Here is a 25,867-nt window from a genome sequence, read left to right as displayed (position 1 = left end):
CAGGACCTTATGAAGCTCGCGATGAAACTGCGCACCCGGTTATTCCTGAGCATCTCAGCCTTGATTACCGTGGCTTTGCTGGGGTTGGTCCTGGGCTTGGTCAGCGTCATGCAAATGGCCAAGACCCAGGAATCGTTGATCCGCAGTAATTTCATCACCCTGGACCTGGGGCTCAAGTTGCGTCAGAGCCTGGGCGACCAGTTGATCATGATGCTGGAGAAGCGTCCCGACCCAGACGCCTTGCAAGCCTCAAAGCAGCATTATTTCGATCTGTTGGACCAGGGCATCGCCCATGAACAGGTCGACGGCAAAAACCATGGTTTCAGCCAGGCACGCTCGGATTACCAGAATCTGCTCAAGGCGTTTGACCAATCCCAGCAGGCATCACCGCCTGCGGGCAGCAAGGAAAAGCTCACCGAGACCTTCAACATACTGCGCAACGGCTTGATCGCCGACCACAAGCGGGCCCTGGAAAATATCAGTACCAGTGAGCATAAATCCCGTGAGCGCGCCCTGTTGATAGCGGGCCTGCTCGGGCTGGTAGGGCTCGCGGTGCTGATCATCGGTTTCGTCACGGCCCATGGCATCGCCCGGCGTTTCGGTGGTCCCATCGAGGCCCTGGCCAAGGCCGCCGACAAGATCGGGCAGGGCGACTTTGAAGTCACGCTGCCGATCTCCTCCGCAGCGGAAATGAACCTGCTGACCCGCCGCTTCGGCATCATGGCCGAAGCGTTGCGCCAACATCAGGCCACTAACATCGATGAGCTGCTGGCCGGCCAACAGCGCCTGCAAGCGGTGCTCGACAGTATCGATGACGGCCTGTTGATGATTGATCGCCAAGGCTGCCTGGAGCACCTCAACCCTGTAGCGCAGCGCCAATTGGGCTGGGATGAGGAGCGGCTGGGTCAAGGTCTTGGCGAAGCCATGGGTCGTGCGGAAATGGATGAACAGCTGCAACTGGTGCTGCGCGGCGGCAACCTGGAGCGGGCCCCGGACGATCTGGAGGTGGAAGTCGAGGGTGAGTTGCGCCTGCTGACCTACAGCCTGACCCCGGTTAGCCATACACAGGGGCACATTCTCGGGGCCGTGATGGTGCTGCATGATGTGACTGAACAGCGCGCCTTCGAACGGGTGCGCAGCGAGTTCGTATTGCGCGCCTCCCATGAGCTGCGCACGCCGGTTACCGGCATGCACATGGCCTTCGGCTTGTTCCGAGAGCGGGCCAAGTTCCCACCTGACTCCCGCGAGGCGGACCTGCTGGATACGGTGAATGAAGAAATGCAGCGCCTGATGCAGTTGATCAATGACCTGCTCAACTTCTCGCGTTACCAGAACGGCCTGCAAAAACTCACCCTGGGTACGTGCGATGTCACCGACTTGCTGGAGCACGCACGGGCTCGATTTGCTGAGCCTGCGAACGCCCAGCACATTGAATTGCTGGTGGAGGCCCAACCTGAGTTGCCACGGCTATATGCCGACCAAGTGCAACTGGAGCGGGTGCTCGACAACCTGCTGGGCAATGCCCTGCGCCACACCGCCGAAGGCGGGCAGATTCGTCTGCAGGCACGACGGCATGGCGAGCGGGTGATTATCAGCGTCGAGGATAACGGCGAAGGCATTGCCTACGGCCAGCAAGGGCGGATCTTCGAACCCTTTGTACAGGTGGGCCGCAAGAAAGGCGGTGCGGGCCTGGGGTTGGCACTGTGCAAGGAAATCGTGCAATTGCACGGCGGCCGCATGGGTGTGTACTCGCGGCCAGGGCAGGGTACGCAGTTCTATATGGCATTGCCCCTGTAGGAGCGAGAACCCTATGGCGAGCAAGCTTGCTTGCGCTGGGGTGCGAAGCGCCCCTCAAAAAAGCCGGCTCCAGCTTCGCTGTCGAACGGGAGCAAGCTCCCTCGCCACAGCAAGCTCGCTCCAACATTGTTACACCTTCAGCGGTGATTCAAGGCTCTCAGGATCGCGGCACTTTCAGCATCTGGGGTGCCGTCAAACAATGACGGGCGAAAGCGCATCTGGAACGCAGCGATGACGTGCCGCGTGGCCACGTCCAACTCGCCAGTCTGCGGCGTCTGATAGCCCAGGCGCGCCAGCTCTTCCTGGAACCAGGTAATGCTCGGCAACTGCGCGGCGTACTGCACCTGGAACCGGGCCACTGCCTGGGCATCCGGCCACACGGCCAGACCTTCTGCGGCCAAGCGCTTCCAGGGGAACAAAGGGCCTGGGTCCAGCTTGCGCAGCGGGGCGATGTCGCTGTGCCCGATGATGTTCTTGGGGTCGATGCCATTGCGCTTGCTGATGTCCTTGAGCAGCACGATCAGCGACTGCACCTGCGCTTCGGAATATGGGTACCACACACGCCCCGTCGGGGTATCGCTGAACCCTGGGTTGACGATCTCTATGCCGATGGAGCTGGAATTGAGCCAGGTGCGCCCCATCCACTCGCTTTCCCCCGCGTGCCAGGCGCGCTGGCTTTCATCCACCAGCTTGTAGATGGTGCCGGAGGCGTCGTCGCCGATCAGGTAATGGCTGCTGACCTGGCCATGGGTCAACAGCGCCAGGGAACGTTCAAGGTTGGTGGAGGTGTAATGCACTACAACGAACTGCACACGGTTGTCGTGGTTGACCGAGGGATGGCTGGTGTTCAGGCGCGGGCCGCTGGCGCAGCCGGCAAGCAGAAGAAACACTAAAGCGATATACAAGGATTTCATGGCGAGAGGCATTACACTGAAAGACGATAATGCAACAGTGTAACGTAAGGTTCATGGCCAGGCGGTCAAATTACAAAATGGAACATCTTTTATGCCGCCTGCACCTGATTACGTCCCGCAGCCTTTGCCCTGTAGAGCGCCTCGTCGGCACGCTTGAGCGCCAGGTCACTGCGCTCGCCGGCCTGAAACTGCGCCACGCCCATGGACACCGTGATCGTTACCGGTTCACCTTTGAAGTGGAACGGGCACGCTGCAATGGCCTCACGCAATAGTTCACCCACGGCCAACGCATCCGCCAAAGCTGAGTCGGGCATTAGCAGCACAAACTCTTCACCCCCGAAACGCGCGATGAAGTCAGTCGGCCGCAGGCGTTTGCTCAGCACATTGGCGATGATCTTCAAGACTTTGTCCCCTGCCAGGTGACCGTAGCCGTCGTTGATGCGCTTGAAGTGGTCCAGGTCGAGCATGGCCAGCGACAGGCTGTTACCCCGCTGATGCCAGGCGTTGACCTCGTAATCGAGGCGTTCGCTCCACGCCGCACGGTTGGGCAACCCGGTGAGCGGATCGAGCAAGGCCTTCTGGCGTTGTACCTCCAGGTGCTCGCGGTAGCCCTGGGCTTCCTGTTCCATATGGGCCACGCGTTCAGCCAGACCTTTGAGGCGTGCGGCCACTTCCTGTTCGCGCAGGTCACGCTGTTGCTGGTGTTCATCCATGGTGCCGAGCAAGCCTTCAAGATGGCTTTCGAGCACCTGCTTGAGGCTGTCCAGGTCGGCGGCGTCCTGCACGCTGCTTTGCAGGCCGTCGACCTGCTCGCGAATCTGTGTGTCCAACTCCCGCGCGGCCAGGCTGCTGTCGGCGTGGCCCTCGCTGGCGACCTGCAGATGACCCTGGAATGCCTCGAGACGCTCGTTGAGCTGCTTGAGATAAGCCTCGAACTCATGCTGGCCACTGTCGGTGACCGCCAGCATCAGCACGGCCAGGTCATCCAGGATCGGCAGCAGTTCGTACCAATTCAAACCATGGGCGAGACGCTCACGCATTGCCTCGGCCTGGGGCTGGTGACGTTCGGGCAGGGAAAGATCGTCCAGCAGGCCAAGCAAAGTGCCTTCAATGTGCTTGGCCACCGAACTGTAGGATGGTTCAGGCGAATCGGGCAGGGCGTAGGTGCCGTCCGGTTGCAGTTCGTCGGGCTCGGGGCTTTCCAGCACGGGGGGCAGCGACAGGCTGCCGATGGTGGTCTCATCCGGCGTTTCGACTGGAGCCGGCGGCGGTTCGATAAAGGCAGCGAGTGCGCTTTCTTGAGCAGGCTCCGCAACCGGAGGCGCCTGCACGTCGGGTTCAGATAATTGCGCAGGCACCGCAATCGACGGCAGCTCTGGAGCGTCGAATAACGGCGTGTCGCTGGCGACCTCTTGCCCTTCGGCCGCTGCAACAGGCGCAGGCTTCAAGGCCACGGGCGTAGGTGACTGCGGTGCAAAGGCACGCAAGGCTTGGGTCAATTCTTCCGATTGCGCAGGTTCTTCCGGTTCGGGCGCAGGTTTGGGCGCTGCAGGCTTTGGCGGTGCCAATTGCGCTGCCGGCAGTGGCTCCGCGTCAACCGGGAGCGCTTCACTGGCGGCCTCTTTACTACCGAACAGGCGTTGCAACAGACCCGGGCCTGGGCGTGCGGGTTCGCCTTCAGGCTCCAGATTATTCAGCGCCTGCCCCTGCAGGCTGCTCAGCTCACTGAGCAGCAGCGGTATCTCCCGCGCTTGCGCCACGCGACCATCGAGTTGCTTGGCGAAGGTTTTCAGCGGGCGAGCCACCTCGCGAGGCAGCGGCAGCTTTTGCAGTTGGGTGACCAAGGCGGTGAGCGCGGTGCTGATCTGGTCGACACGGGTTTCGCGGCGCTGCTCCGAATCCAGCACGGCCTTTTCCAGGCGTGGCAGTAAAGCGGCGAGGGCAGCGTCCATGTCGTCCGTGCGCACGACATCGCGCATTTCCTTCATGCATTGATCGACGGCGCGGTCGGTGCCTTCGGCGGCCAGCGTGCTGCGCACCAGCCCGCGGCGCAGCAAATCGAGGCGGGCGGCCCAGCGGCGTTCGAGTTTGTCTTGTTGCTCGATGCTCTGGAGGTATTTCTCTTTCCAGCGCTGGGCGTCGTCGCTCATGCGAGGGGTCCGCGAGGGCCTGGGCTCAACGCGGGTAATGCATCAGCCGTGAGCGAACCCGGCAGACGAATCTCTACCGCGACCGGCAGGTGATCGGAAATGGGCTGCGCCAGCACCTGCACACTTTCCAGCGTGAGGCTTGGGCTGAGCAGGATATGGTCAAGACAGCGCTGCGGGCGCCAGCTGGGAAACGTGGCTTCGACTTGCGGCGCCAATAACCCAAGGTCGCGCAGCGGAGAATTCTGCAGCAGGTCGTTGGCATGGGTGTTCATGTCACCCATGAGCACCTGGTGCTTGTAGTTACCAATCAATTCACGCACGTAGGCCAGTTGCAGGTTGCGCGTACGCCCCCCGAGGGCCAGGTGCATCATCACCACCACCAAGGCTTCCGGGCCTTCGCCAAAACGCACAAGGATCGCCCCGCGCCCTTTGGGGCCTGGCAAGGGGTGATCTTCAATAGCCGTGGGTTTGAGGCGGCTGAGTACGCCATTGCTGTGCTGCGCCAGGCGCCCCAGGTTGCGGTTGAGTTGCTGATACCAGTACGGGAAGGCGCCCAGCTGAGCCAGGTGTTCCACCTGGTTGATATAGCCGGAGCGCAGGCTGCCGCCGTCGGCTTCCTGCAGGGCGACCAAGTCGAAGTCGCTGAGCAGGTCGCCGATTTTCTGCAGGTTACCGGTACGCCCCTTGTGGGGCAGCAGGTGCTGCCAGCCACGCGTGAGGTAGTGCCGATACTTCTCGGTACTGTTGCCCACCTGGATATTGAAACTGAGCAGGCGCAAGCGGCTGTCTGCCGGCAGGCCTGTGGACTCCAGGTGATGCTCGTTGACCCGCGGTTCATGCAGGCCAACGACACGCTCGGTACCCCAGCGGCGCATGGCGAGCCCCTTACTTGGCAGCGCGTTCTTTGGCAATCAGTTGGTCAGCAACGTTGAGGGTCGCTTCAGGACCACCGGTGCTGCCCAGGTCGAAACGGTATTTGCCGTTGACGATCAGAGTTGGAACGCCTTGCACGCCGTACTTCTGCGCGAGTTCCTTGGCCTGTTTGATCTGGCCCTGGATAGCGAAGGAGTTAAAGGTCGCCAGGAACTTGTCCTTGTCGACACCTTGAGTAGCAACGAAGTCAGCCATTTCGTCCGGCTTGGTCAGGCGCTTGCCCTGTTTCTGAATCGCCTCGAAGACAGCGTTGTGGACCTTGTGCTCAACACCCATGGCTTCCAGGGTCAGGAACAGTTGGCCGTGGGCGTCCCATGGGCCACCGAACATGGCAGGAATACGACGGAAGTTAACGTCCTTGGGCAGCTTTTCAGCCCATGGGTTGATAGTCGGCTCGAAGGCGTAGCAATGCGGGCAGCCGTACCAGAACAGCTCCACCACCTCGATCTTGCCGGGTACCGCAACCGGAACCGGATTAGCCAGTTCAACATAGGTTTTACCGGCTTCAAGCGGCACATCGGCAGCTTGAGCGGTCATGCCGAAGAGGCTGGCAGTGACGAGAGCGGCGCTGAGGATCAGATTACGCATGCTTTACTCCTGGACAAATAAAGTCGCCTCACGCGACCTTTGTTGTGACAGGTCTACGCGGACATGAGTTCGTTAGTGTAACGGCAGCGGCCACAAAAAAGGGCGGCCTGAGCCACCCTTTTTATGCTTGCATCGCGGGATTAATCGAGCGTTAACGCCCAGCCCCGTCAGTGCAGGCCCTGGATATAACTGGAGAGGGCTGCGATGTCTTCGTCGCTCAGCTTGCGAGCGATGGTGCGCATGGTCATGGCGTCCCCATCGTTGGCCCGACCGGCTTCTTCTTTGCGGAAGTCGGTCAACTGTTTGGCGATGTAGGTGGCGTGCTGGCCGCTCAGGTGCGGGAAGCCTGCGGCAGCGTTGCCTGCGCCATTGGGCGAGTGGCAACCGGTGCAGGCAGGCAAACCTTTTTCCAGGTTACCGCCACGGAACAACTGCTCTCCGCGGGCGACCAATTTAGGATCGGCAGCTCCCACGCTACCCTTCTGGCTGGCAAAATACGCCGCGAGGTCCGCCAGGTCCTGATCGTTGAGATTGGTCAGCAGGCCGGTCATTTCCAGCACCGTGCGCTTGCCGTCCTTGATGTCGTGCATCTGCTTGCTCAGGTAGCGTTCACCCTGGCCGGCCAGTTTGGGGAAGTTCGGCGCCGGGCTGTTACCATCCGGCCCGTGGCAGGCACCACACACGGCGGCCTTCGCTTGACCGGCAGTGGCATCACCTTTGACGGGGCCCTCTGCAGCGACGGCAGCGCCTGTGATGCCCAAGGTCAACAGCAGACTCACGATCAGTTTGTTCATCAGCTAATCCAACTACGGCTAAGGGTTTAAGAGTTATCTACCGGGTTTACTCACCATCAAATCAATGACGGCCTGGTAATCCTCAGTACTGCAGTCCATGCACAAACCACGCGGCGGCATTGCCTTGAAACCCTGGGTCACGCACGGCGTCAGCCTGACCATGCAAACTCGGTTGATCCTGTGTAGCCTGAACGCCGTAAAGCGGAATCAGGGCAGCAGAAGCGAGCAACCGTCGGTCCATACATCGACCTATTCAGGGTTTGAGAGCGTTTTGCGTTCTAATGCGCAATAAAGGTCTTTCGCTCCCGTGAACCTCATCCTTCGCTGGGACAAAGCACACACAAAATCTGCGGCATTATATACTGGCGCTACTGAAACGGAAACGACACCGCTTGCCGCACCCTTTCTCGGCACCGCCCACATCGGAAATCTCATGCAACTCAAGAACCCCATCCTCGGCCTGTGCCAACAGTCCACCTTCATGCTCAGCGCCGCCAAAGTGGACCAATGCCCCGATGACGAGGGCTTTGAAGTCGCCTTTGCCGGCCGTTCCAACGCCGGTAAATCCAGCGCACTGAACACCCTGACTCACGCCAGCCTGGCGCGCACCTCGAAAACCCCGGGCCGCACGCAACTACTCAATTTCTTCAAGCTAGACGATGATCGGCGTCTGGTCGACCTGCCGGGCTACGGTTATGCAAAAGTACCTATCCCGCTGAAGCTGCACTGGCAGCGTCACCTTGAGGCTTACCTGGGTGGTCGCGAGAGTTTGAAGGGTTTGATTCTGATGATGGATATCCGTCATCCAATGACCGACTTCGACTTGCTGATGCTCGACTGGGCTGTCGCCAGCGGCATGCCGATGCACATTTTGCTGACCAAGGCCGACAAGCTCACCTACGGCGCAGCCAAGAACACCCTGCTCAAAGTGCAGTCCGAAATCCGTAAGGGCTGGGGCGATACCATCACGATTCAACTGTTCTCCGCCCCCAAGCGCATGGGCCTGGAAGAAGCCTACACCGTACTGGCCGGCTGGATGGAATTGGCGGACAAGGGCGCAGAAGTCGCCGAATAACTTTTCTGCGGGCAAAAAAAACCCCGGACTTCTTTTGGGGAGGGGAAGTTCGGGGTTCAAGTTCCGGACCGCTAGGGCGGGGTCCGGAATTATCTGCCAACACTTAACACAACATAGGAGCATTGAAGGGCTTCACCACCCATTCAGTAACTCTGAGTGGCAGTTCACAGGTTAAGTTCCGACAGGCTCAAAAAACTATTGGAAATAACTGACCCCCGTTTGCGCTCTAAACCGCTTCGCCACCACTCGCGATGATGGCAAAGCCGCAGAATCAGTGCGCCTCGTCCCAGTTATCGCCTACGCCTACGTCCACCACCAAAGGCACGTCCAACTGAGCCGCCGCGCTCATATGCTCGCGAATCTTCTCGCTGACCTGCGCGACCAGGTCTTCACGCACCTCCAGCACCAATTCGTCGTGCACCTGAAGGATGACCTTTGCATCCAGGCTCGACTCGGTCAGCCAGTTATCCACCTGCACCATGGCTTTCTTGATGATGTCCGCCGCCGTGCCCTGCATCGGCGCGTTGATCGCTGTGCGCTCGGCCGCCGCGCGCTCCTGGGGCTTGTTGGAGTTGATATCCGGCAAGTACAGGCGCCGCCCGAAGAAGGTTTCGACATACCCCTGATCCGCCGCCTGGGCGCGGGTGCGCTCCATATATTCGCGCACCCCTGGATAGCGAGCGAAGTACACATCGATGTAAGCCTTGGCGGTCTTGGTATCGACGCCGATGTCCTTGCCCAGCTTCTGGGCGCCCATGCCGTAAATCAGGCCAAAGTTGATCGCCTTGGCGCTGCGGCGCTGGTTGGACGTGACCTCATTCAACTCGACCTTGAACACTTCGGCCGCCGTGGCCGTGTGCACGTCCAGGTCATTGCGGAAGGCGTTCATCAAGCCTTCGTCCTTGGACAAATGCGCCATGATCCGCAGCTCGATCTGCGAATAGTCCGCCGCCAGCAGCTTGTAGCCCTTGGGCGCGACAAACGCCTGGCGAATGCGCCGCCCCTCGGCGGTGCGCACCGGGATGTTCTGCAGGTTCGGATCGCTGGAGGACAAGCGCCCGGTCGCCGCGACGGCCTGATGGTAAGACGTATGAATACGCCCGGTACGCAGGTTGATCTGTTCCGGCAGGCGGTCGGTATAGGTACTTTTGAGCTTGCTCATGCTGCGGTACTGCATCAGAACCTTGGGCAGCGGGAAATCATCTTCGGCCAGTTTGGCCAACACTTCCTCAGCCGTGGATGCCTGGCCCTTGCCGGTTTTTTTCAGCACCGGCATGCCGAGCTTCTCGTACAGGATCGCCCCGAGCTGCTTGGGCGAACCCAGGTTGAATTCTTCACCGGCGATCTCGTACGCCTGGCGCTCCAGCTCGACCATCTTGTTACCCAGCTCGATGCTCTGGATGCCAAGCAGGTCCTTGTCTACCAGTGCACCCTGGCGCTCGATGCGTGCCAGCACCGGCACCAGCGGGATCTCGATGTCCGTCAGCACACTGGCCAGGCTCGGGATCGCAGCCAGTTGCGCGTACAAGTGCTGATGCAGGCGCAAGGTCACATCGGCGTCTTCGGCCGCGTAGGGGCCGGCTTCCTCAAGGGCGATCTGATCGAACGTGAGTTGCTTGGCCCCTTTGCCGGCGATGTCCTGGAAGCTGACCGTGTCGTGGTCCAGGTACTTCTTCGCCAGACTGTCCATATCGTGCCGGGTCGCGGTGGAATTGAGCACGTAGGATTCGAGCATGGTGTCGAAGGCGATGCCGCGCACAGTAATGCCCTGTGCAGGGTCGCCGCCAATGGAGCAGTTGGCCAGGATATTCATATCGAACTTGGCGTGCTGGCCCACCTTGAGTTTGGTCGGGTCTTCCAGCAGCGGTTTCAGGGCCAGCAGCACGGTGTCGCGATCCAATTGATCCGGCGCGCCGATATAGGAATGGGTCAGCGGGATGTAGGCGGCTTCATGGGGCTGCACAGCAAACGAGACCCCGACCAATTGCGCCTGCTGGGCGTCGATGCCGGTGGTTTCGGTGTCGAAAGCAAACAACGGCGCATCGTGGAGTTTTTTCAGCCACACGTCGAAGGTAGCCTGGTCCAGAATAGTGGTGTAAACCGCCTCTACCGGTACTGATATAACAGCCTCGACCGGCATTTCGGCGGCCGGCGCAACCTCGCTCGCCGATTTGAGCTCGACACGCTTGGCATCGCGCTGGATTTCGTCATACCAGCTCTTGAACTCAAGCAGCGTGTACAGCTCCAGCAGCTTTTCGCGATCCGGTTCGATCAGGTGCAAATCATCCAACCCGATATCCAGCGGCACATCGATCTTGATCGTCGCCAACTGATAGGACAGGAATGCCATCTCCTTGTGCTCCTCCAGCTTGGCCGGCAGGGTCTTGGCCCCACGGATAGGCAGGGTCGGCACAATATCCAGCTGCTCATAAAGCTCTTTGAGGCCGCCATTGACTCCCACCAGCAAGCCGGAGGCGGTCTTGGGGCCAATGCCCGGAACGCCGGGAATGTTGTCGGACGAATCCCCCATCAACGCCAGATAGTCGATGATCTGCTCCGGAGCGACGCCGAATTTCTCCTTAACGCCCTCGATGTCCATCGAGCTACCGGTCATGGTGTTGACCAAGGTAATGTGGCCGTCCACCAGCTGCGCCATGTCTTTGTCACCGGTCGAGATCACCACCGGGCGGCTGGCGGCCGCGCTGCTGCGGGCCAGGGTGCCGATCACGTCATCGGCCTCGACGCCCTCGACGCACAGCAACGGGAAGCCAAGAGCGATCACGCTTTGATGCAGCGGCTCGATCTGCAGGCGCATGTCATCGGGCATGCTCGGGCGGTTGGCTTTGTATTCGGCGTACATCTCATCGCGAAACGTCCCACCCTTGGCGTCGAAAACCACCGCAAATGGGCTGTCCGGGTACTGCTTGCGCAGGCTTTTGAGCATGTTCAACACGCCCTTGACCGCACCGGTGGGCAGGCCTTTGGAGGTGGTCAGCGGTGGCAGCGCGTGGAAGGCGCGGTACAGATAAGAAGAACCGTCCACCAGGACGAGGGGCGCTTGGCTCATGAGCAGGATCAACCTTTTCGGCGGGTCAGGCGCTAGAATAGCCGGACCAATGAAAACAAAGGGACAAGGTTATCATGCGTACATTCAATCGCCTGCTGTTGACCGGTTTGATTGCACTCGCTCCGATGGCTGCCACGGCGGCAGACAGTGCCCCTGGAGGTGATCCGGAAGTTACCATTCGCACGGAAGGCGACAAAACCATTCAGGAATACCGCCAAAACGGCTTTCTGTACGCAATCAAAGTCACCCCGAAGGGCGCACCACCGTACTTTCTGGTACGTGCGGACGGCACCGACGCGAACTTCATCCGCTCTGACCAGCCGGATATGCTGATCCCGTCATGGAAGATCTTCGAATGGAAATGATTTCTTAATTTTAACCGGCGCGGCCCACCGCAGCGCCCGTAACGGCAGTTTTAACCATGTCTGTGTTCACCCCCCTGGCTCGGCCCGAGCTGGAAACCTTTCTCGCCCCTTACGGGCTCGGCCGCCTGCTTGATTTCCAGGGGATTGCCGCCGGCAGCGAAAACACCAATTTCTTTATCAGCCTGGAGCAGGGCGAGTTCGTCCTGACCCTGGTTGAGCGTGGCCCGGTGGCAGAAATGCCGTTCTTCATCGAACTGCTTGACGTGCTCCACGACGCCGACCTGCCTGTGCCGTACGCCCTGCGTACCACCGACGGCATCGCTTTGCGCGAACTCAAGGGCAAACCGGCCTTGCTGCAACCGCGCCTGGCGGGCAAGCACATCAAGGAGGCCAATGCGCAGCATTGCGCCCAGGTTGGCGAACTGCTCGGCCACCTGCACTTGGCCACCCAGGGCGAAAAGGTACTTGAACGCAAGACCGACCGCGGCCTGGCGTGGATGCTCAGCGAGGGCGCGCAGCTTATTTCGCACCTCAACGAGGCCCAGCGACGCCTGTTGCGCGATGCGCTGGCCGAGATCGACGCTCACAAGGCTGACATCCTCGGCCTGCCGCGGGCGAATGTGCACGCCGATCTGTTTCGCGATAACGCGATGTTTGAAGGCACGCACCTGACAGGCCTGATCGACTTCTACAACGCCTGTTCGGGGCCGATGCTCTACGACGTGGCAATCGCCTTGAATGATTGGTGCTCGGATGCCGATGGCGTGATTGACGGTCACCGTGCCCGGGCGCTGCTGGGCGCTTACGCGGGGCTACGGGCGTTTACCGCGAAGGAAGCCGAGCTATGGCCGACCATGCTGCGCGTGGCGTGCGTACGGTTCTGGCTGTCCCGGCTGATCGCGGCCGAATCATTTGCAGGGCAGGATGTGTTGATTCATGACCCGGCTGAGTTCGAGCACCGCTTGGCGCAGCGTCAACAGGTCACGGTCCACCTGCCGTTCGCGCTTTAAAAGACCGACTCGGTCAATGTGGGAGCTGGCTTGCCTACGATAGCGGTATCAACTGAGCCAACGCTATCGCGGGCAAGCCCGCTCCCACAGGGGTTTTGTATTGCCTGTCAGAGCGACTCCAGGCAACCGGCCAGATCATTGCCGAGTTTTTCCAGCACCTGCTCATAACCCTGCGCGGTAGCCGGCGTATAGCCACCCAACGCATCCAATTCCGCCAACTTCACCGGCAACCCGGCCACCAGGGTTTCGGCCAAGCGAGGTCGCAACGGCGGCTCGCTGAACACGCAAGTCTTGCCCACTTCCTGCAAACGCGCGCGCATCGCCGCTACGTGCTGCGCGCCCGGCTGCACTTCGGCGGCCACGCTGAACACGCCAGCATGCTTCAAACCGTACGCCTCTTCGAAGTAATCAAAGGCTTCGTGGAACACGAAATAAGGTTTGCCATCAACGCCCGCCAAACGCTGCTTCAGGCGCGCATCCAGCGCGTTCAGGCGTTCTTCGAAGGCCTTCGCATTGCTCTGATAACGCTCGGCATTGGCTGGGTCGGCAGCGCTCAGATCGGCCGCCATCCGAGCGGCGATCACACGTGCATTGACCGTGGACAGCCACAGGTGCGCATCCACACTGCCTGGGCGGTGATCGTGATCATGTTCGTCGGCTTCATCGGCATGTGAATGGCTATCTTCGCCGAAGACGCGCAGTTTCATGCCTGGCAGGTCCTGCACGGCCACCGTTGGCGCCGTACGGCCTTTGAGCACACGCGGCAAAAACGTTTCCATGTCCGGCCCGATCCAGTACAGCAGGTCCACCGACTGCACACGCCGTACGTCGGATGGGCGTAAAGCGAAGTTGTGCGGCGACGCCCCCGGCGGCAGCAATACCTCTGGAACAGCCACGCCGTCCTGCACGGCAGCGGCAATCAGTTGCAACGGCTTGATGCTCGTCAGTACCTTGACCTCGGCCTGAGCGGCACCGGCAACGAACAAACTGGTGACAAATACGACAAAAACGGGAAAAAGTCGGGACACGATGACCACTCGATGGCGTAGGAACGGGTAACATAATAACGTCTCTATCAAATATCTGTCGCCGCTCATGCCTAAAACACCGCTTGCCAGCCGTCCCCACGACCACTCTCACTGCGTGCACACCGCATTGTCAGAGGCCGACACCCTGTGCGCAAAGAAAGGCTTGCGCCTGACTGCCTTGCGTCGCCGGGTGCTGGAGCTAGTGTGGCAGAGCCACAAGCCTTTGGGCGCGTACGACATTCTGGGCGTCCTCAGCGAGCAGGACGGCCGCCGCGCCGCGCCGCCCACCGTTTACCGTGCGTTGGATTTCCTGCTGGAAAACGGCCTGGTGCACCGTATCGCCTCGCTTAACGCCTTTGTCGGTTGCAACCACCCGGAGCACGCGCATCAGGGCCAGTTCCTGATCTGCCGCGAGTGCCACGCCGCCATCGAGCTTGAACAAAAAAGCATCAGCGACGCCATAATCAAAAGCTCTGCCGACGTCGGCTTCAAAGTCGAGGGGCAAACGGTCGAGGTGGTCGGCCTGTGCGCCGGCTGCCAGGGGGTTTAATGAGCAATGCGTTAATCCGCCTGGAGCAGGTCGGGGTCACGTTCGCCGGGCAAAACGTGCTGGAAAACATCGCACTGAGCGTGGAGCCGGGTCAAATCGTCACCTTGATCGGCCCCAACGGCGCTGGCAAGACCACCTTGGTGCGCGCCGTACTCGGGCTGCTCAAGCCCCACAGCGGCACGGTTTGGCGCAAGCCCAAGCTGCGCGTGGGGTATATGCCGCAAAAGCTGCATGTGGACCCGACATTGCCGCTCTCCGTATTGCGCTTCCTGCGCCTGGTGCCTGGCGTAGACCGCACCCGCGCCCAGGCTGCGCTTAAGGAAGTCGGCGCCGAACACGTCATCGACAACCCGGTGCAAAGTATTTCCGGCGGCGAAATGCAGCGCGTGCTGCTGGCCCGCGCCTTGCTGCGCGAGCCCGAGCTGCTGGTACTCGATGAGCCCGTGCAAGGTGTCGATGTCGCCGGCCAGGCCGAGCTGTACAGCCTGATCACCCGCCTGCGCGACCGCCATGGTTGCGGCGTGCTGATGGTCTCCCACGACTTGCACCTGGTCATGAGCACCACCGACCAAGTGGTTTGCCTCAACCGCCACGTGTGCTGCTCCGGCCACCCGGAACAGGTCAGTGGCGACCCGGCGTTCGTGGAACTGTTCGGCAAGAACGCCCAGAGCCTGGCGATCTACCATCACCACCATGACCACGCCCATGACCTGCATGGCGCCGTCGTCGATACCCCCCACGTTCATGGAGATAGCTGCAAGCATGGCTGATTTTCTGCTCTACGCCCTGCTGGCAGGCTTGGCTTTGGCACTGGTGGCGGGCCCATTGGGCTCGTTCGTGGTGTGGCGACGCATGGCCTATTTCGGCGACACCTTGTCCCATGCCGCCTTGCTGGGCGTGGCCATGGGCTTTCTGCTGGATGTAAGCCCGGCCATCGCCGTGACCGTCGGCTGCCTGCTGCTAGCCGTGCTGCTGGTGACCCTGCAGCAACGCCAGCCACTGGCCTCCGACACCCTGCTGGGCATCCTCGCGCCCAGTACCTTGTCTCTGGGCCTAGTGGTGCTGAGCTTCATGCATGAAGTGCGCATCGATCTGATGGCCTACCTGTTCGGCGACCTGCTGGCGATCAGCCCGACCGACCTGGCCTGGATCCTCGGCGGCAGCGCTGCGGTGCTGGCGTTGCTGGTGGCCCTGTGGCGCCCGTTGCTGGCGATCACCGTGCATGAAGAACTGGCCAAGGTAGAAGGCTTGCCCGTCGCAGGCCTGCGTATGGCCTTGATGTTGCTCATCGCCGTGGTGATTGCTGTCGCGATGAAGATTGTCGGCGTATTGTTGATCACGTCGCTGCTGATCATTCCAGCCGCCGCCGCCCAGCGCCACGCTCGCTCTCCGGAGCAGATGGCGATTGGCGCCAGCCTCCTGGGGATGCTTGCAGTGTGTGGTGGCCTGGCGCTGTCCTGGTTCAAGGACACACCGGCCGGGCCGTCGATTGTGGTTACGGCGGCCGCCCTGTTTCTGCTGAGTTTTGTCCTGCCCCGTCGAGGGGTGTAGACTTGCTCGCTTTTTGCGCAAATAGAGAGTCGCAGGAATGAAGCCGTTCACCTCCCGTTATCTGCTCCTTGCCGCATTTTCACTGCTGCTGGGCGCCTGCCAAAGTACGCCGCCCGCTGCCCCCCAGGCTCCGGATCCGCGGGCTGCGGCCATCGCGCAGCTGGAACAAAACCTGGCCAGCAGCGAATTGGCCACCGCCGAAGACCAGCTGGCTGCATTGCAGGCCCAATCGCCCAATGACCCGGCACTTGAGGCCTACCAGCGTCAATTGGCCGAAGCCTACCTGCAACGCAGCCAGATCGTGCTGCAAAAAGGCGACGTCAACGCTGCCGCCACGGCCCTGAGCCGCGCCCGCGCTTTGATGCCCAAGGCCCCTGCGCTGACCGGTGGCGTCAACAGCGCCATCAGCCATGCGCGCAAAGCCGAATTGGACCAGGCAGAAGCTGCGTTGAAAGCCGCTGAGGCCAAGCCTGCCGCCAAGGTCATCGACCCGGCAGCGCCGAGCACCACCGTGGCGCTGAACCTTGCGGATGTTGAAGACATGCGCCATCAGTTAGACGCCATCGCCACCGATGTGGTGAATTACCAGTGCGACGTCAGCATCCAGGTGCCACGCACCCAGGATTACCCGTGGCTGGCCACGTTACTGACCAAGCGGGTCAAGCGGATTGATTCGGGGTATGACCTGAAGATTCACCGGCAAATCCTGAAACAAATTCCGGTGCAGGTTGTGCTGATTCCGCGCAAGGCGGACTAAAAGCATCGCAGGCAAGCCAGCTCCCACATTTGAACAGTGTGAGAGCCGGCTTGCCTACGATGACGATCTAACAAACAACCGATAAGTTAAGCCGGAATCGCCTTGGATTTCGGCTCACGCTCCCACACTCGATGCTGGGCAATGGCCGCAAAGAAGGCCTTGAACGCCTTGGCATCCGCGCCCACGATCAACCCCGCATCCTCCTCCAGTTTCAGCAGGTCCAGCAACGGCTTCACATCGCTGGCTACCGCAATCGCCTTCAGGTGTTTGTAGGCTTCCAGTGCGTAATGCAACGCCACGCCATCACCGCTCAGCGCCTTCACGGACTCTTTGCCACCCGGGATAAACACTGCGTCGAAGGCAATGGACGGCATGCCTTCCATCGAGGCGTCGACCGGCAGCGTCTTGCCCTGCGCGGTGGTCACCGGCGCCGAAGTAGGCCCCAGCAACTTGGCATGGGCGCCTTCAGCTTCAAGCGCGGCTTTTAACGCGTCAATGGCCGCACCATCAACGCCGTTGGCTGCCAGAATCGCCACTTTGCGCGTTTTGATATCGCCCGACAGCAAGTTCACCTGGCTCAAGGCTGGCGATTCTTTCAACGACGTTTCACGGGCAGGCACGGTGCCCTTGGTCGGCGCCGGCAAGCCGAGGTTCTGCGCAACGCGCTTGGCCAGCTCCAGGTCGATATTGGCCAGGATCTCGTTGACCTGGCGCGCACGGATGAACTCGCGCTCCACCTTGCCCAGCTCAAAACTGTAGGCCGCGATAATGTGCTCTTTCTCGTGGTGGCTCATGCTGTTGTAGAACAGCGTCGCCTGGGAGAAATGGTCACCGAAGGATTCGCTGCGCTCACGCACTTTGTTGGCATCGACGCGCTCGTAGTAGGACTCAAAGCCACCATCGGTAGGACCAGCAGGGGTTTCTTTCGGCCAACCACCATCAATAGAGTTTGGCTCGTAGGACGCACGACCCTTATCAATCACGGTGCGATGCTGAGCGTCGCGCTGGCCGTTATGAAAAGGCACGACAGGCCGGTTGATTGGAATCTCATGAAAGTTCGGCCCGCCCAGTCGGCTGATCTGGGTATCGGTGTAGGAAAACAGACGGCCCTGCAGCAATGGGTCGTTGGTGAAGTCGATGCCCGGCACGATGTGGCCCGGGCAGAACGCAACCTGCTCGACTTCAGCGAAGAAGTTGTCCGGGTTACGGTTGAGCACCATTTTGCCCAGCGGCGTGATCGGTACCAGTTCTTCTGGAATGATCTTGGTCGGGTCGAGCAAGTCGAAATCAAACTTGTGCTCGTCTTCTTCGGCCACGATCTGTACGCCCAGCTCCCACTCGGGGTAATCGCCGCTTTCAATCGCTTCCCACAGGTCACGACGGTGGTAGTCCGTATCTTTACCGGCCAGCTTTTGCGCCTCATCCCATACCAGCGAGCAGGTGCCGACTTTTGGACGCCAGTGGAACTTCACGAAGCTGGACTTACCTTCGGTATTGATCAAACGGAAGGTGTGTACCCCAAAGCCCTGCATGGCGCGCAGGCTTTTTGGAATGGCGCGGTCGGACATGGCCCAGATCACCATGTGCGCGGATTCCGGTTGCAGCGAAACAAAGTCCCAGAACGTATCGTGGGCCGAACCGCCGGTAGGAATCTCGTTATGAGGCTCGGGTTTCACCGCGTGGACGAAGTCAGGAAATTTGATCGCATCCTGGATGAAGAACACCGGCATGTTATTGCCCACCAGGTCGAAGTTGCCTTCGTCGGTGAAGAACTTCACGGCAAAACCGCGAACGTCACGCACGGTGTCGCCGGAGCCACGCGGGCCCTGCACCGTGGAAAAACGCGCGAACACCGGGGTTTTATGCTCAGGCGTGCGCAGGAAACCTGCCTTGGTCAGCGCCGAATGGTCGCCGTAACTCTGGAAATAGCCATGGGCCCCCGTACCACGGGCATGCACGATGCGCTCAGGGATGCGTTCATGGTCGAAGTGCGTGATCTTTTCACGCATGATGAAGTCTTCCAGCAGCGACGGGCCGCGAGCGCCGACTTTCAGGCTGTTCTGGTTATCGGAAATTTTCACGCCCTGGTTGGTGCGCAGGGCCTGGCCGGTTGCATCGGAACGGAATTCTTCCAACGCCTGCAGCTTGGCGTTGGTGTTGCCACGGTCCAGGGTATCAGTGCCCGCGAGTTCACTCTTCGGCGGGGTGGCTGGCTTCTTGGTACTCATCAGTCAAAACTCCTTATTCAAAGTGGCCAGAGCGGTCCCCGGCTCGTTTGAGCAAAACCCCAGGCACGGCACCTGGGAAATCGAGTTGCTTAAGTAGTGACTGACGGGGTTTTGCACCGTTCCTTTTTTATGACCTTTGATCGCGTTATTGCCAAATGACTGGATGAATACGAAATAAATGCTAAGAAACGCTATACGGACAGGCTAAAATGCGCGCCCGGCTAACCGCTGATCCCTTTTCAATGCGCCCCACAAGGTTCGCTACGTGATCGAGTTTCAAAACGTCCATAAAACCTACCGCGTCGCCGGTAAGGATATCCCCGCCCTGCACCCCACCAGCCTGCGCGTCGAGAACGGCCAGGTGTTTGGCCTGATTGGCCACTCGGGTGCCGGTAAAAGCACCCTGTTGCGCCTGATCAACCGTCTGGAAGAGCCCAGTGGCGGCCAGATCAAGGTGGATGGCGAAGAAGTCACTGCGCTGGACGCCAACGGCCTGCGGCGCTTTCGCCAGCAGGTCGGGATGATCTTCCAGCACTTCAACTTGCTGGCGTCCAAGACCGTGGCCGACAACGTCGCGCTGCCGCTGACGCTCGCCGGTGAACTGTCGCGCAAGGAAATCGACCAGCGTGTGGCTGAGCTGCTCGCCCGCGTCGGCTTGTCGGACCACGCCAAGAAGTACCCGGCGCAGTTGTCCGGCGGCCAGAAACAGCGCGTCGGCATCGCCCGAGCCCTGGCGACCAAGCCAAAAATCCTGCTGTGCGACGAAGCCACCAGCGCCCTCGACCCGCAAACCACGGCATCGGTCCTGCAACTGCTGGCCGAGATCAACCGCGAGCTGAACCTGACCATCGTGTTGATCACCCATGAAATGGACGTGATCCGCCGCGTATGCGACCAGGTCGCCGTGATGGACGCCGGGGTGATCGTCGAGCAAGGCTCGGTGGCCGACGTGTTCCTGCACCCCAAGCATCCGACCACCAAACGCTTCGTACAAGAAGCCGAACAGGTGGACGAAGGCGAGCAGCGCGACGACTTTGCCCATGTGCCAGGCCGTATCGTGCGCCTGACATTCCAAGGGGATGCGACCTACGCGCCACTGCTGGGTACCGTTGCACGGGAAACCGGTGTGGACTACAGCATTCTTGCCGGTCGTATCGACCGCATCAAAGACATCCCTTACGGGCAACTGACCCTCGCCGTCACCGGCGGTGACATGGAAGCCGCGTTCGCACGCTTCACCGCCGCCGACGTTCACATGGAGGTCCTGCGCTGATGGACGTTTTCCTGAGTTTCTTCGCCAATATCGACTGGTCTGAAATCTGGCTCGCCACCGGCGACACTATGACCATGCTGTTCGGCTCGCTGTTCTTCACCGTGCTGCTGGGTCTGCCTCTGGGCGTGCTGTTGTTCCTGACCAGCCCGCGCCAGCTGTTCGAACAAAAAGGCCTGTACGCGCTGTTGTCGCTGATCGTGAATATCTTGCGCTCGCTGCCGTTCATCATTCTGTTGATCGTGATGATTCCGTTCACGGTACTGATCACCGGCACGTCGCTGGGTGTTGCCGGTGCGATCCCACCGTTGGTCGTCGGCGCTACGCCATTCTTTGCGCGCCTGGTGGAAACCGCACTGCGCGAAGTGGACCGTGGCATCATCGAAGCCACCCAGGCCATGGGCGCCACCACCCGCCAGATCATCACCAATGCCCTATTGCCCGAGGCCCGCCCTGGCATCTTCGCGGCGATTACGGTGACGGCTATTACACTGGTTTCCTACACCGCGATGGCTGGTGTGGTCGGTGCTGGCGGCCTGGGCGACCTGGCAATCCGTTTTGGCTACCAGCGCTTCCAGACCGATGTGATGGTGGTCACTGTGGTGATGCTGTTGATTCTGGTGCAAATTCTGCAAACCGTCGGCGACCGGCTGGTGGTGCACTTTTCTCGTAAATAACGGCCATTGCCGGCGCGCAGCCGGCAGATGCCCGAACAAGGAGCTTGCTGGATGAAAAAACTACTGGTTGCTTTCGCCGCCGTGGCTGCGTTTTCCGCGCACGCCGAGACTATTACGGTCGCTGCTTCGCCGGTGCCTCACGCCGAAATCCTCGAATTCGTGAAGCCTGCCCTGGCCAAAGAAGGCGTGGACCTGAAGGTCAAAGTCTTCACCGACTATGTGCAGCCGAACGTACAGGTGGCTGAAAAGCGCCTGGATGCCAACTTCTTCCAGCACCAGCCGTACCTGGATGAATTCAACAAAGCCAAAGGCACTCACCTGGTGAGCGTCGGCGCTGTGCACCTGGAACCTCTGGGCGCTTACTCCAGCAAGTACAAAAAACTGGCCGACCTGCCTGACGGCGCCAACGTGGTGATCCCGAACGACGCCACCAACGGCGGCCGTGCGCTGTTGCTGCTGGCCAAGAACGGCCTGATCACCCTGAAGGACCCGACCAACATCCTGTCGACCATCAAGGACATCACCGGCAACGATAAAAACCTGAAATTCCGCGAACTGGAAGCCGCCACCTTGCCGCGCGTGCTGACCCAGGTCGACCTGGCGCTGATCAACACCAACTACGCCCTGGAAGCCAAGCTGGACCCATCCAAGGATGCCCTGGTGATCGAAGGCAGCGATTCGCCTTACGTGAACATCCTGGTGACCCGCGAAGACAACAAGGATGCGGACGCGGTGAAGAAGCTGGTCGCAGCTCTGCACACGCCTGAAGTGAAGAAATTCATCGAAGAGAAGTACAAAGGCGCGATCAAACCGGCGTTCTGATTTCTCCTGATCTGATCGTTCCCACGCTCCGCGTGGGAACGCCTCTTGTGACGCTCTGCGTCACGCTTGGGGACGCAGAGCGTCCCTAACTGCATTCCCACGCAGAGCGTTGGAACGATCATCAGGTGCTCACTTGCGCTGAAGCAACCCCGGCAACTGCGCCACCAGCTTCTGGTTGTTCAATGGCGCACGAATAAACCCACGCTGAGTACCATCCGGGCCGATCAGTGCCAGATTACCGCTGTGGTCGACTGTGTAGTTCGGCTTGCTGGTATCCGCCGGAATGAAGGGAATGCTCACCGCATTCGAAACCTTCTGCACATCCTCCACGTTAGCGCCAGTCAGGCCTTGGAACTGTGGGTCGAAGTAACCCAGGTACTGCTTGAGCTGCGCCGGGGTATCGCGGTTCGGATCGACGCTCACCAGGATCACCTGCAACTTATCCACAGCCTCTTTGGGCAGTTCGCTCTTGATCTGGCGAAGCTGGGCGAGGGTGGTCGGGCAGATATCCGGGCAGAAGGTGTAACCGAAAAACAGCAGGCTCCACTTGCCCTTCAACTCATTGACCACCACCGGCTGGCCTTCCTGGTCGGTCATGGCCACCGCTGGCAACTGGCGGCTTTGCGGCAGCAGAATGATGCCGGCGTCGATCAGCGCAGTGGGGTCGCCCTGGCCTTTGCCCGAGAGCACTTTGTTGACGGTCAGGCCCATGATCAACGCCACCAGGGCCACGAGGATGAAGACGGTTTTTTGAGTTCGAGTCATAGGTTCAACAATAAGTAGTGGTCTACGAGCAGGGCGATAAACAGCAGCAGCAAGTACCAGATAGAGTACTTGAACGTGTTGATCGCCGCGTGCGGCTGGCTGCCACGGTACAACACCCAGGCCCATTGCAGAAAGCGCGCACCCAATACCAGCGCAAAGCCCAAGTAGAGCAGCCCGCTCATGTGGATAACGTAGGGCATCAGGCTCACCGCCAGCAGGGCGAAGGTGTACAGCAGGATATGCACCTTGGTGTAGTGCTCGCCATGGGTGACCGGCAGCATCGGGATGTCGGCCATGGCGTATTCCTCTTTGCGGTGAATAGCCAGGGCCCAGAAGTGTGGCGGAGTCCAGGCGAAGATGATCAGCACCAGCAGCAAGGGCTCGGCACTCACATGCCCAGTGACAGCCACCCAACCCAGCAGCGGCGGCGCCGCACCGGCCAGACCGCCGATGACAATATTCTGCGGCGTCGCTCGCTTGAGAAAGCCGGTGTAGATCACCGCATAACCCAGCAGCGAAGCCAAGGTCAACCAGGCCGCCAGCGGGTTGGTGAACGCCAGCAGCAGGGCCAATCCTGCAATCGCCAGGAACAACGCAAACGCTAACGCCGCCATCGGCGAGACACGCCCCTCAGCCATCGGCCGCTTGTGAGTGCGCGCCATCACGGCATCAATCCGTCGATCCACTACATGATTGACCGCCGCCGCGCCGCCGGCACACAGGGCAATGCCGAGGTTGCCGAACACCAGCACTGTCCAGGGCACCCCGGCGCGGGTGGCAAGGAACATGCCCACCAGCGAAGTAATCAGCATCAGCACCACTACTTTGGGCTTGGTCAGCTCCAAATAGTCACGCCAGATCGCCCGGTCGCGACGTGCGCCGATCACAGTCGCCATGGCGGCTCTCCTTTAGGGTGATAAGGCCCGACACCTGTTTGCGCGGGATAAAACGCCAGCCGAACAGGCGCGGGTGACGCACCCGAACCAGGCTGGTGCGCGCGTGATAATTGACCAGCACCAGCGTCAACAACAACGCTGCCCCGCCGGCGTTGTGTGCGACCGCCACCGGCAGGGGCAAGCCGAACGCCACATTGCTCACCCCCAGGCAGATCTGCGCAGCCAGGGCGATCAACAGCAGGCCGGCCAGGCGCGTCATCCCTACTGCTCTCAGTTGCCAGGCCAACCCGAGCAGCACCAGCGTGACCAGCACGGCGCCGATGCGATGCGTCAGGTGGATGGCGGTGCGCGCTTCGCTGTCGAGCTGGCCCCCCAGGTAATTGGGGCCGATGTGCTGGGTCAAGTGAAAACCATTGGCGAAGTCCGCTGCCGGCCACCATTGGCCGTGGCAGGTGGGCAAATCGACACAGGCCACCGCGGCGTAGTTGGAACTGACCCAGCCGCCCAGGGCGATCTGCCCGATCACCAGCACCAGGCCCGCCGTCGCCCAATATTGCAGGCGCTTGGGCACGACCAGCGCCGGCAATACGCCGGACAGCCGCAGGGTCAGCAGAAACAGCAGGCTCAAGGTCGCAAAGCCGCCCAAAAGATGCCCTGTGACCACTTGCGGCCAGAGCTTCAAGGTCACGGTCCACATGCCAAACGCCGCTTGGGCGAACACCACCGCCAGCAGGAACAGCGGTAGCTTCACGGGCTGGCCCGGATCACGTCGATGACGCCACGAACGCGCCGCCAGCAGCGCGATCAACAGGCCCAGGCTGCCCGCGAAGTAGCGATGGGTCATCTCGGCCCAGCCTTTGTCGGCCTCCACCGGCGTGTCGGGAAAGTGCAACTCGGCATGGGCCAGTTGGGCTTCGCTTTGCGGCACGCTGATAAAGCCATAGCAGCCCGGCCAGTCCGGGCAGCCGAGGCCGGCGTGGGTCAGGCGGGTATAGGCGCCGAGCAGCACGACAAACAACGCCAGTAACGTGGCAAACAGCGCGAGGCGAAATCCAGGCTTGGCCATGAGGGTGCCCTTATCCGATGTTCGACAGTTTCAGCAGCAGGCGCAGATCGTTGAGCAAGTCCTTGCCCTTGACCTTGGCGTCGTAGCGCAGCACCAGATTGCCGTGGGGGTCGACAATCCACAGTTGCGCATCGCCGGGCGCGGCAGCATTCCTGGTAAAGGTCGACACATCCAGCGGGTAGCGCTGCAGCTGTGGATATTCGGCTTTGAGCTTGGCCTCGTATTCGCTGCTCAGCGGTTGCGCACCCGCCAGGGCATGGCTGGCACGGGATGCATCACGGCCAAGGCTGATCTGCAGCTGGCGCGCCAGGTACACCAGTTGCTGGCAATCGGCAGCACAGGCAGCGGGGGCGGTGACCAGCAGTTGCCAGCGCTGTTCATCGGCCTGCACGCCGATGTCGGCGCGGGTCTGGCCGTTGCCGATCAGTTCGCCGTGATAGCTGCGGCTGTCCGGCACCCAGAACTGCAATTTGTACATGAAGGTGGCCAGCACCATCGGGCCGATCACCATCATCAGGATCAAAATCAGCTGCCAGCGCCCCTTGCGCCGATCAGGCGTGTCAGATGTGCTGGGTGGATTCATGGCCGCTCCCATGGGGCTTCTCCTTTTTGTTATGCCATCCGAGGTAGAGGTAAAGCGCCAGCAACGCCATGGCCATGGCGAACCATTGCACAGCGTAGGCCAAGTGTTTTTCCGGGCCCATGGCGACGACGGGCCAGCTGGTTTCGTAGGTACCGGGGCCCGCTTCGGCACGCAGCTCATAGGCAAAACCACTGCGCCCCAGTTCGCCCCACAGCGCGGCGGGGTGCAGTGCGGTAAGCAGGCGCGGCCATTGCGTGCTGGCCGGGTCGGCATGCAGTTGGAAGGTCTCGCCGGGGGCGACGTACACCCAGGCGTCGAGGTTCAGCGTCTGTTCAGGAGTAGTAAAGGCGGGCGCGATACGCCGGTCCGGCCAGGGCAGCCAGCCGCGATTGAGCAACAGCCACAGGCCGCTGGCCTGATCATGAAAGGGTTGCAGCAACTCGACACCGGCCTTGCCGTCACGCATGCGGTTATCCAGCAATACGCTGTGTTCACCATCCAGTTGCCCGCGAAGGTGAACACGAAGGAAGGCTGGATCAGCCATGTCATTGAGTTGCGCACTGCTGACCGGCTCGGCGGCGCGGCGCTCGGCATAACGGTCTACCAACAGTTGCTTTTCGTGCCCGCGGGACAATTGCCAAAACCCCAGGCCCACCATCAACGGCAGCAACACCAGTACCACCAGCGTCGGCGCGATGCCCGGACGAAAGCGTTGCATGGCACTGGCTATACTCGATCTCATCGCCCCTCCCCAATTAGCCCGGAGCCAGACCATGCTCAAAGCCGCCATTGCCCTGATGCTGATCGCGACCGTCGTGAGCCTGTTCAGTGGCTTGTTCTTCCTGGTCAAGGACGAGGGCAACTCCAACCGCCTCGTCACTGCCTTGACCGTGCGTGTCACCCTGGCCGTGATCACCGTGGGCTTGATCGCCTGGGGCTTTTTCAGCGGCCAATTGGTCTCTCATGCGCCGTGGTAAGCGG

The 25,867-nt window shown here is 60.8% G+C and carries 24 protein-coding genes and 2 pseudogenes; 12 read left to right on the top strand and 14 right to left on the bottom strand.

Going from position 1 to position 25,867, the window contains the following annotated elements; translation table 11 throughout:
- The first annotated feature begins 9 nt into the window (after nucleotides 1–9).
- Nucleotides 10–1,797: an ATP-binding protein gene (locus AC07S6_RS10780; RefSeq protein WP_197880776.1), complete on the top strand. Its 1,788-nt coding sequence runs from the start codon at nucleotides 10–12 to the stop codon at nucleotides 1,795–1,797.
- Nucleotides 1,798–1,934: 137 nt separating this feature from the next.
- Here AC07S6_RS10780 and AC07S6_RS10775 read toward each other — a convergent pair whose 3' ends face one another.
- The 6 genes and pseudogenes from AC07S6_RS10775 to AC07S6_RS10750 form a co-directional block, all read right to left on the bottom strand.
- Nucleotides 1,935–2,711 (bottom strand): N-acetylmuramoyl-L-alanine amidase, encoded by a 777-nt coding sequence (locus tag AC07S6_RS10775; RefSeq protein ID WP_495112279.1) that lies wholly within the window; start codon nucleotides 2,709–2,711, stop codon nucleotides 1,935–1,937.
- A gap of 89 nt (nucleotides 2,712–2,800) precedes the next feature.
- On the bottom strand, nucleotides 2,801–4,861 hold the full coding sequence (locus AC07S6_RS10770) for a GGDEF domain-containing protein (RefSeq protein ID WP_495112278.1): 2,061 nt from the start codon (nucleotides 4,859–4,861) through the stop codon (nucleotides 2,801–2,803).
- Nucleotides 4,858–5,736 (bottom strand): endonuclease/exonuclease/phosphatase family protein, encoded by an 879-nt coding sequence (locus AC07S6_RS10765; RefSeq protein ID WP_197900076.1) that lies wholly within the window; start codon nucleotides 5,734–5,736, stop codon nucleotides 4,858–4,860. Before AC07S6_RS10765 ends, AC07S6_RS10770 begins: the two co-directional genes overlap by 4 nt.
- Before the next feature lie 10 nt (nucleotides 5,737–5,746).
- Nucleotides 5,747–6,382 carry a thiol:disulfide interchange protein DsbA gene (dsbA, locus tag AC07S6_RS10760; RefSeq protein ID WP_003187375.1) on the bottom strand — a complete coding sequence of 212 codons (636 nt, stop codon included), beginning with the start codon at nucleotides 6,380–6,382 and terminating at the stop codon, nucleotides 5,747–5,749.
- A gap of 167 nt (nucleotides 6,383–6,549) precedes the next feature.
- Nucleotides 6,550–7,176: a c-type cytochrome gene (locus tag AC07S6_RS10755; RefSeq protein ID WP_014716340.1), complete on the bottom strand. Its 627-nt coding sequence runs from the start codon at nucleotides 7,174–7,176 to the stop codon at nucleotides 6,550–6,552.
- A 33-nt stretch (nucleotides 7,177–7,209) separates the two neighbouring features.
- Nucleotides 7,210–7,417 (bottom strand): annotated as a pseudogene (locus AC07S6_RS10750) (cytochrome).
- Nucleotides 7,418–7,609: 192 nt separating this feature from the next.
- Here AC07S6_RS10750 and yihA point away from each other — a divergent pair.
- The gene (gene yihA / locus AC07S6_RS10745) at nucleotides 7,610–8,251 is read left to right on the top strand and encodes a ribosome biogenesis GTP-binding protein YihA/YsxC (protein ID WP_197880779.1); all 642 of its coding nucleotides are present in this window, start codon (nucleotides 7,610–7,612) and stop codon (nucleotides 8,249–8,251) included.
- Nucleotides 8,252–8,522: 271 nt separating this feature from the next.
- On the opposite strand, the gene polA is transcribed toward yihA, so the two are convergent.
- Nucleotides 8,523–11,318, bottom strand: a complete 2,796-nt coding sequence (gene polA, locus AC07S6_RS10740) for a DNA polymerase I (RefSeq protein WP_495112277.1) — start codon at nucleotides 11,316–11,318, stop codon at nucleotides 8,523–8,525.
- 74 nt (nucleotides 11,319–11,392) lie between these two features.
- Here polA and AC07S6_RS10735 point away from each other — a divergent pair, with 74 nt between their 5' ends.
- Nucleotides 11,393–11,683: a DUF2782 domain-containing protein gene (locus tag AC07S6_RS10735; protein ID WP_014716338.1), complete on the top strand. Its 291-nt coding sequence runs from the start codon at nucleotides 11,393–11,395 to the stop codon at nucleotides 11,681–11,683.
- Between the two features lie 56 nt (nucleotides 11,684–11,739).
- Nucleotides 11,740–12,693: a homoserine kinase gene (locus AC07S6_RS10730; protein WP_495112276.1), complete on the top strand. Its 954-nt coding sequence runs from the start codon at nucleotides 11,740–11,742 to the stop codon at nucleotides 12,691–12,693.
- Between the two features lie 107 nt (nucleotides 12,694–12,800).
- On the opposite strand, the gene AC07S6_RS10725 is transcribed toward AC07S6_RS10730, so the two are convergent.
- Nucleotides 12,801–13,730 carry a zinc ABC transporter substrate-binding protein gene (locus tag AC07S6_RS10725; RefSeq protein WP_034129234.1) on the bottom strand — a complete coding sequence of 310 codons (930 nt, stop codon included), beginning with the start codon at nucleotides 13,728–13,730 and terminating at the stop codon, nucleotides 12,801–12,803.
- A 58-nt stretch (nucleotides 13,731–13,788) separates the two neighbouring features.
- Here AC07S6_RS10725 and zur point away from each other — a divergent pair, with 58 nt between their 5' ends.
- Genes zur through AC07S6_RS10705 form a run of 4 tightly spaced genes read left to right on the top strand, consistent with a single transcriptional unit; the run spans nucleotide 13,789 to nucleotide 16,579 of the window.
- Complete coding sequence (gene zur / locus AC07S6_RS10720) at nucleotides 13,789–14,271, top strand: zinc uptake transcriptional repressor Zur (RefSeq protein ID WP_014716336.1); 483 nt, start codon at nucleotides 13,789–13,791, stop codon at nucleotides 14,269–14,271.
- Nucleotides 14,271–15,041: a zinc ABC transporter ATP-binding protein ZnuC gene (gene znuC, locus AC07S6_RS10715; protein WP_072435321.1), complete on the top strand. Its 771-nt coding sequence runs from the start codon at nucleotides 14,271–14,273 to the stop codon at nucleotides 15,039–15,041. The genes zur and znuC overlap by 1 nt, the downstream gene beginning before the upstream one ends.
- Entirely contained in the window at nucleotides 15,034–15,822 is a 789-nt protein-coding gene (gene znuB / locus AC07S6_RS10710) for a zinc ABC transporter permease subunit ZnuB (protein ID WP_014716335.1), read from the top strand. The genes znuC and znuB overlap by 8 nt, the downstream gene beginning before the upstream one ends.
- A gap of 37 nt (nucleotides 15,823–15,859) precedes the next feature.
- Nucleotides 15,860–16,579 (top strand): PA5502 family lipoprotein, encoded by a 720-nt coding sequence (locus AC07S6_RS10705; protein WP_495112275.1) that lies wholly within the window; start codon nucleotides 15,860–15,862, stop codon nucleotides 16,577–16,579.
- An 86-nt stretch (nucleotides 16,580–16,665) separates the two neighbouring features.
- Here the strand turns inward: AC07S6_RS10705 and katE are convergent, their stop codons facing one another.
- On the bottom strand, nucleotides 16,666–18,807 hold the full coding sequence (katE, locus tag AC07S6_RS10700) for a catalase HPII (protein WP_495112274.1): 2,142 nt from the start codon (nucleotides 18,805–18,807) through the stop codon (nucleotides 16,666–16,668).
- 265 nt (nucleotides 18,808–19,072) lie between these two features.
- Between katE and AC07S6_RS10695 the strand changes: the two genes are divergently transcribed.
- Genes AC07S6_RS10695 through AC07S6_RS10685 form a run of 3 tightly spaced genes read left to right on the top strand, consistent with a single transcriptional unit; the run spans nucleotide 19,073 to nucleotide 21,576 of the window.
- Complete coding sequence (locus tag AC07S6_RS10695; protein ID WP_034129230.1) at nucleotides 19,073–20,080, top strand: methionine ABC transporter ATP-binding protein; 1,008 nt, start codon at nucleotides 19,073–19,075, stop codon at nucleotides 20,078–20,080.
- Nucleotides 20,080–20,754 (top strand): methionine ABC transporter permease, encoded by a 675-nt coding sequence (locus AC07S6_RS10690; RefSeq protein ID WP_003187354.1) that lies wholly within the window; start codon nucleotides 20,080–20,082, stop codon nucleotides 20,752–20,754. Before AC07S6_RS10695 ends, AC07S6_RS10690 begins: the two co-directional genes overlap by 1 nt.
- 51 nt (nucleotides 20,755–20,805) lie before the next feature.
- Nucleotides 20,806–21,576, top strand: a complete 771-nt coding sequence (locus tag AC07S6_RS10685) for a MetQ/NlpA family ABC transporter substrate-binding protein (protein ID WP_003187353.1) — start codon at nucleotides 20,806–20,808, stop codon at nucleotides 21,574–21,576.
- Nucleotides 21,577–21,705: 129 nt separating this feature from the next.
- Here AC07S6_RS10685 and AC07S6_RS10680 read toward each other — a convergent pair whose 3' ends face one another.
- The 5 genes and pseudogenes from AC07S6_RS10680 to AC07S6_RS10660 all read right to left on the bottom strand — a co-directional run bounded on the left by AC07S6_RS10680 (nucleotide 21,706) and on the right by AC07S6_RS10660 (nucleotide 25,628).
- A complete protein-coding gene (locus AC07S6_RS10680) occupies nucleotides 21,706–22,341 on the bottom strand; it encodes an SCO family protein (RefSeq protein WP_034129228.1) in 636 nt (211 codons plus the stop codon).
- Nucleotides 22,338–23,237, bottom strand: coding sequence for a heme o synthase (cyoE, locus tag AC07S6_RS10675; protein WP_034129227.1), 900 nt, complete (start codon nucleotides 23,235–23,237; stop codon nucleotides 22,338–22,340). Before cyoE ends, AC07S6_RS10680 begins: the two co-directional genes overlap by 4 nt.
- Nucleotides 23,225–24,303: pseudogene (locus AC07S6_RS10670) on the bottom strand (COX15/CtaA family protein). Before AC07S6_RS10670 ends, cyoE begins: the two are co-directional and overlap by 13 nt.
- Before the next feature lie 10 nt (nucleotides 24,304–24,313).
- Nucleotides 24,314–24,898, bottom strand: a complete 585-nt coding sequence (locus tag AC07S6_RS10665; protein WP_495112273.1) for a PA_0111/PP_0108 family redox-active disulfide protein — start codon at nucleotides 24,896–24,898, stop codon at nucleotides 24,314–24,316.
- A complete protein-coding gene (locus AC07S6_RS10660; protein WP_495112272.1) occupies nucleotides 24,864–25,628 on the bottom strand; it encodes an SURF1 family protein in 765 nt (254 codons plus the stop codon). Before AC07S6_RS10660 ends, AC07S6_RS10665 begins: the two co-directional genes overlap by 35 nt.
- A 31-nt stretch (nucleotides 25,629–25,659) precedes the next feature.
- On the opposite strand from AC07S6_RS10660, the gene AC07S6_RS10655 reads away from it, so the two are divergent.
- Nucleotides 25,660–25,863 carry a twin transmembrane helix small protein gene (locus tag AC07S6_RS10655; protein ID WP_003187345.1) on the top strand — a complete coding sequence of 68 codons (204 nt, stop codon included), beginning with the start codon at nucleotides 25,660–25,662 and terminating at the stop codon, nucleotides 25,861–25,863.
- Nucleotides 25,864–25,867: the final 4 nt, after the last annotated feature.

Source organism: Pseudomonas sp. GW821-FHT07B01 (assembly GCF_059419065.1).
This window is presented reverse-complemented; position numbering and strand designations above follow the sequence as displayed.

What these genes read in the sequence shown, in the direction of transcription:
- AC07S6_RS10780 (WP_197880776.1), top strand. Translation starts at nt 10, where the DNA reads ATGAAGCTCGCGATGAAACTGCGCACCCGGTTATTCCTGAGCATCTCA.
- AC07S6_RS10775 (WP_495112279.1), bottom strand. Translation starts at nt 2,711, where the DNA reads ATGAAATCCTTGTATATCGCTTTAGTGTTTCTTCTGCTTGCCGGCTGC.
- AC07S6_RS10770 (WP_495112278.1), bottom strand. Translation starts at nt 4,861, where the DNA reads ATGAGCGACGACGCCCAGCGCTGGAAAGAGAAATACCTCCAGAGCATC.
- AC07S6_RS10765 (WP_197900076.1), bottom strand. Translation starts at nt 5,736, where the DNA reads ATGCGCCGCTGGGGTACCGAGCGTGTCGTTGGCCTGCATGAACCGCGG.
- dsbA (WP_003187375.1), bottom strand. Translation starts at nt 6,382, where the DNA reads ATGCGTAATCTGATCCTCAGCGCCGCTCTCGTCACTGCCAGCCTCTTC.
- AC07S6_RS10755 (WP_014716340.1), bottom strand. Translation starts at nt 7,176, where the DNA reads ATGAACAAACTGATCGTGAGTCTGCTGTTGACCTTGGGCATCACAGGC.
- yihA (WP_197880779.1), top strand. Translation starts at nt 7,610, where the DNA reads ATGCAACTCAAGAACCCCATCCTCGGCCTGTGCCAACAGTCCACCTTC.
- polA (WP_495112277.1), bottom strand. Translation starts at nt 11,318, where the DNA reads ATGAGCCAAGCGCCCCTCGTCCTGGTGGACGGTTCTTCTTATCTGTAC.
- AC07S6_RS10735 (WP_014716338.1), top strand. Translation starts at nt 11,393, where the DNA reads ATGCGTACATTCAATCGCCTGCTGTTGACCGGTTTGATTGCACTCGCT.
- AC07S6_RS10730 (WP_495112276.1), top strand. Translation starts at nt 11,740, where the DNA reads ATGTCTGTGTTCACCCCCCTGGCTCGGCCCGAGCTGGAAACCTTTCTC.
- zur (WP_014716336.1), top strand. Translation starts at nt 13,789, where the DNA reads ATGCCTAAAACACCGCTTGCCAGCCGTCCCCACGACCACTCTCACTGC.
- znuC (WP_072435321.1), top strand. Translation starts at nt 14,271, where the DNA reads ATGAGCAATGCGTTAATCCGCCTGGAGCAGGTCGGGGTCACGTTCGCC.
- znuB (WP_014716335.1), top strand. Translation starts at nt 15,034, where the DNA reads ATGGCTGATTTTCTGCTCTACGCCCTGCTGGCAGGCTTGGCTTTGGCA.
- AC07S6_RS10705 (WP_495112275.1), top strand. Translation starts at nt 15,860, where the DNA reads ATGAAGCCGTTCACCTCCCGTTATCTGCTCCTTGCCGCATTTTCACTG.
- katE (WP_495112274.1), bottom strand. Translation starts at nt 18,807, where the DNA reads ATGAGTACCAAGAAGCCAGCCACCCCGCCGAAGAGTGAACTCGCGGGC.
- AC07S6_RS10690 (WP_003187354.1), top strand. Translation starts at nt 20,080, where the DNA reads ATGGACGTTTTCCTGAGTTTCTTCGCCAATATCGACTGGTCTGAAATC.
- AC07S6_RS10685 (WP_003187353.1), top strand. Translation starts at nt 20,806, where the DNA reads ATGAAAAAACTACTGGTTGCTTTCGCCGCCGTGGCTGCGTTTTCCGCG.
- AC07S6_RS10680 (WP_034129228.1), bottom strand. Translation starts at nt 22,341, where the DNA reads ATGACTCGAACTCAAAAAACCGTCTTCATCCTCGTGGCCCTGGTGGCG.
- cyoE (WP_034129227.1), bottom strand. Translation starts at nt 23,237, where the DNA reads ATGGCGACTGTGATCGGCGCACGTCGCGACCGGGCGATCTGGCGTGAC.
- AC07S6_RS10665 (WP_495112273.1), bottom strand. Translation starts at nt 24,898, where the DNA reads ATGGGAGCGGCCATGAATCCACCCAGCACATCTGACACGCCTGATCGG.
- AC07S6_RS10660 (WP_495112272.1), bottom strand. Translation starts at nt 25,628, where the DNA reads ATGAGATCGAGTATAGCCAGTGCCATGCAACGCTTTCGTCCGGGCATC.
- AC07S6_RS10655 (WP_003187345.1), top strand. Translation starts at nt 25,660, where the DNA reads ATGCTCAAAGCCGCCATTGCCCTGATGCTGATCGCGACCGTCGTGAGC.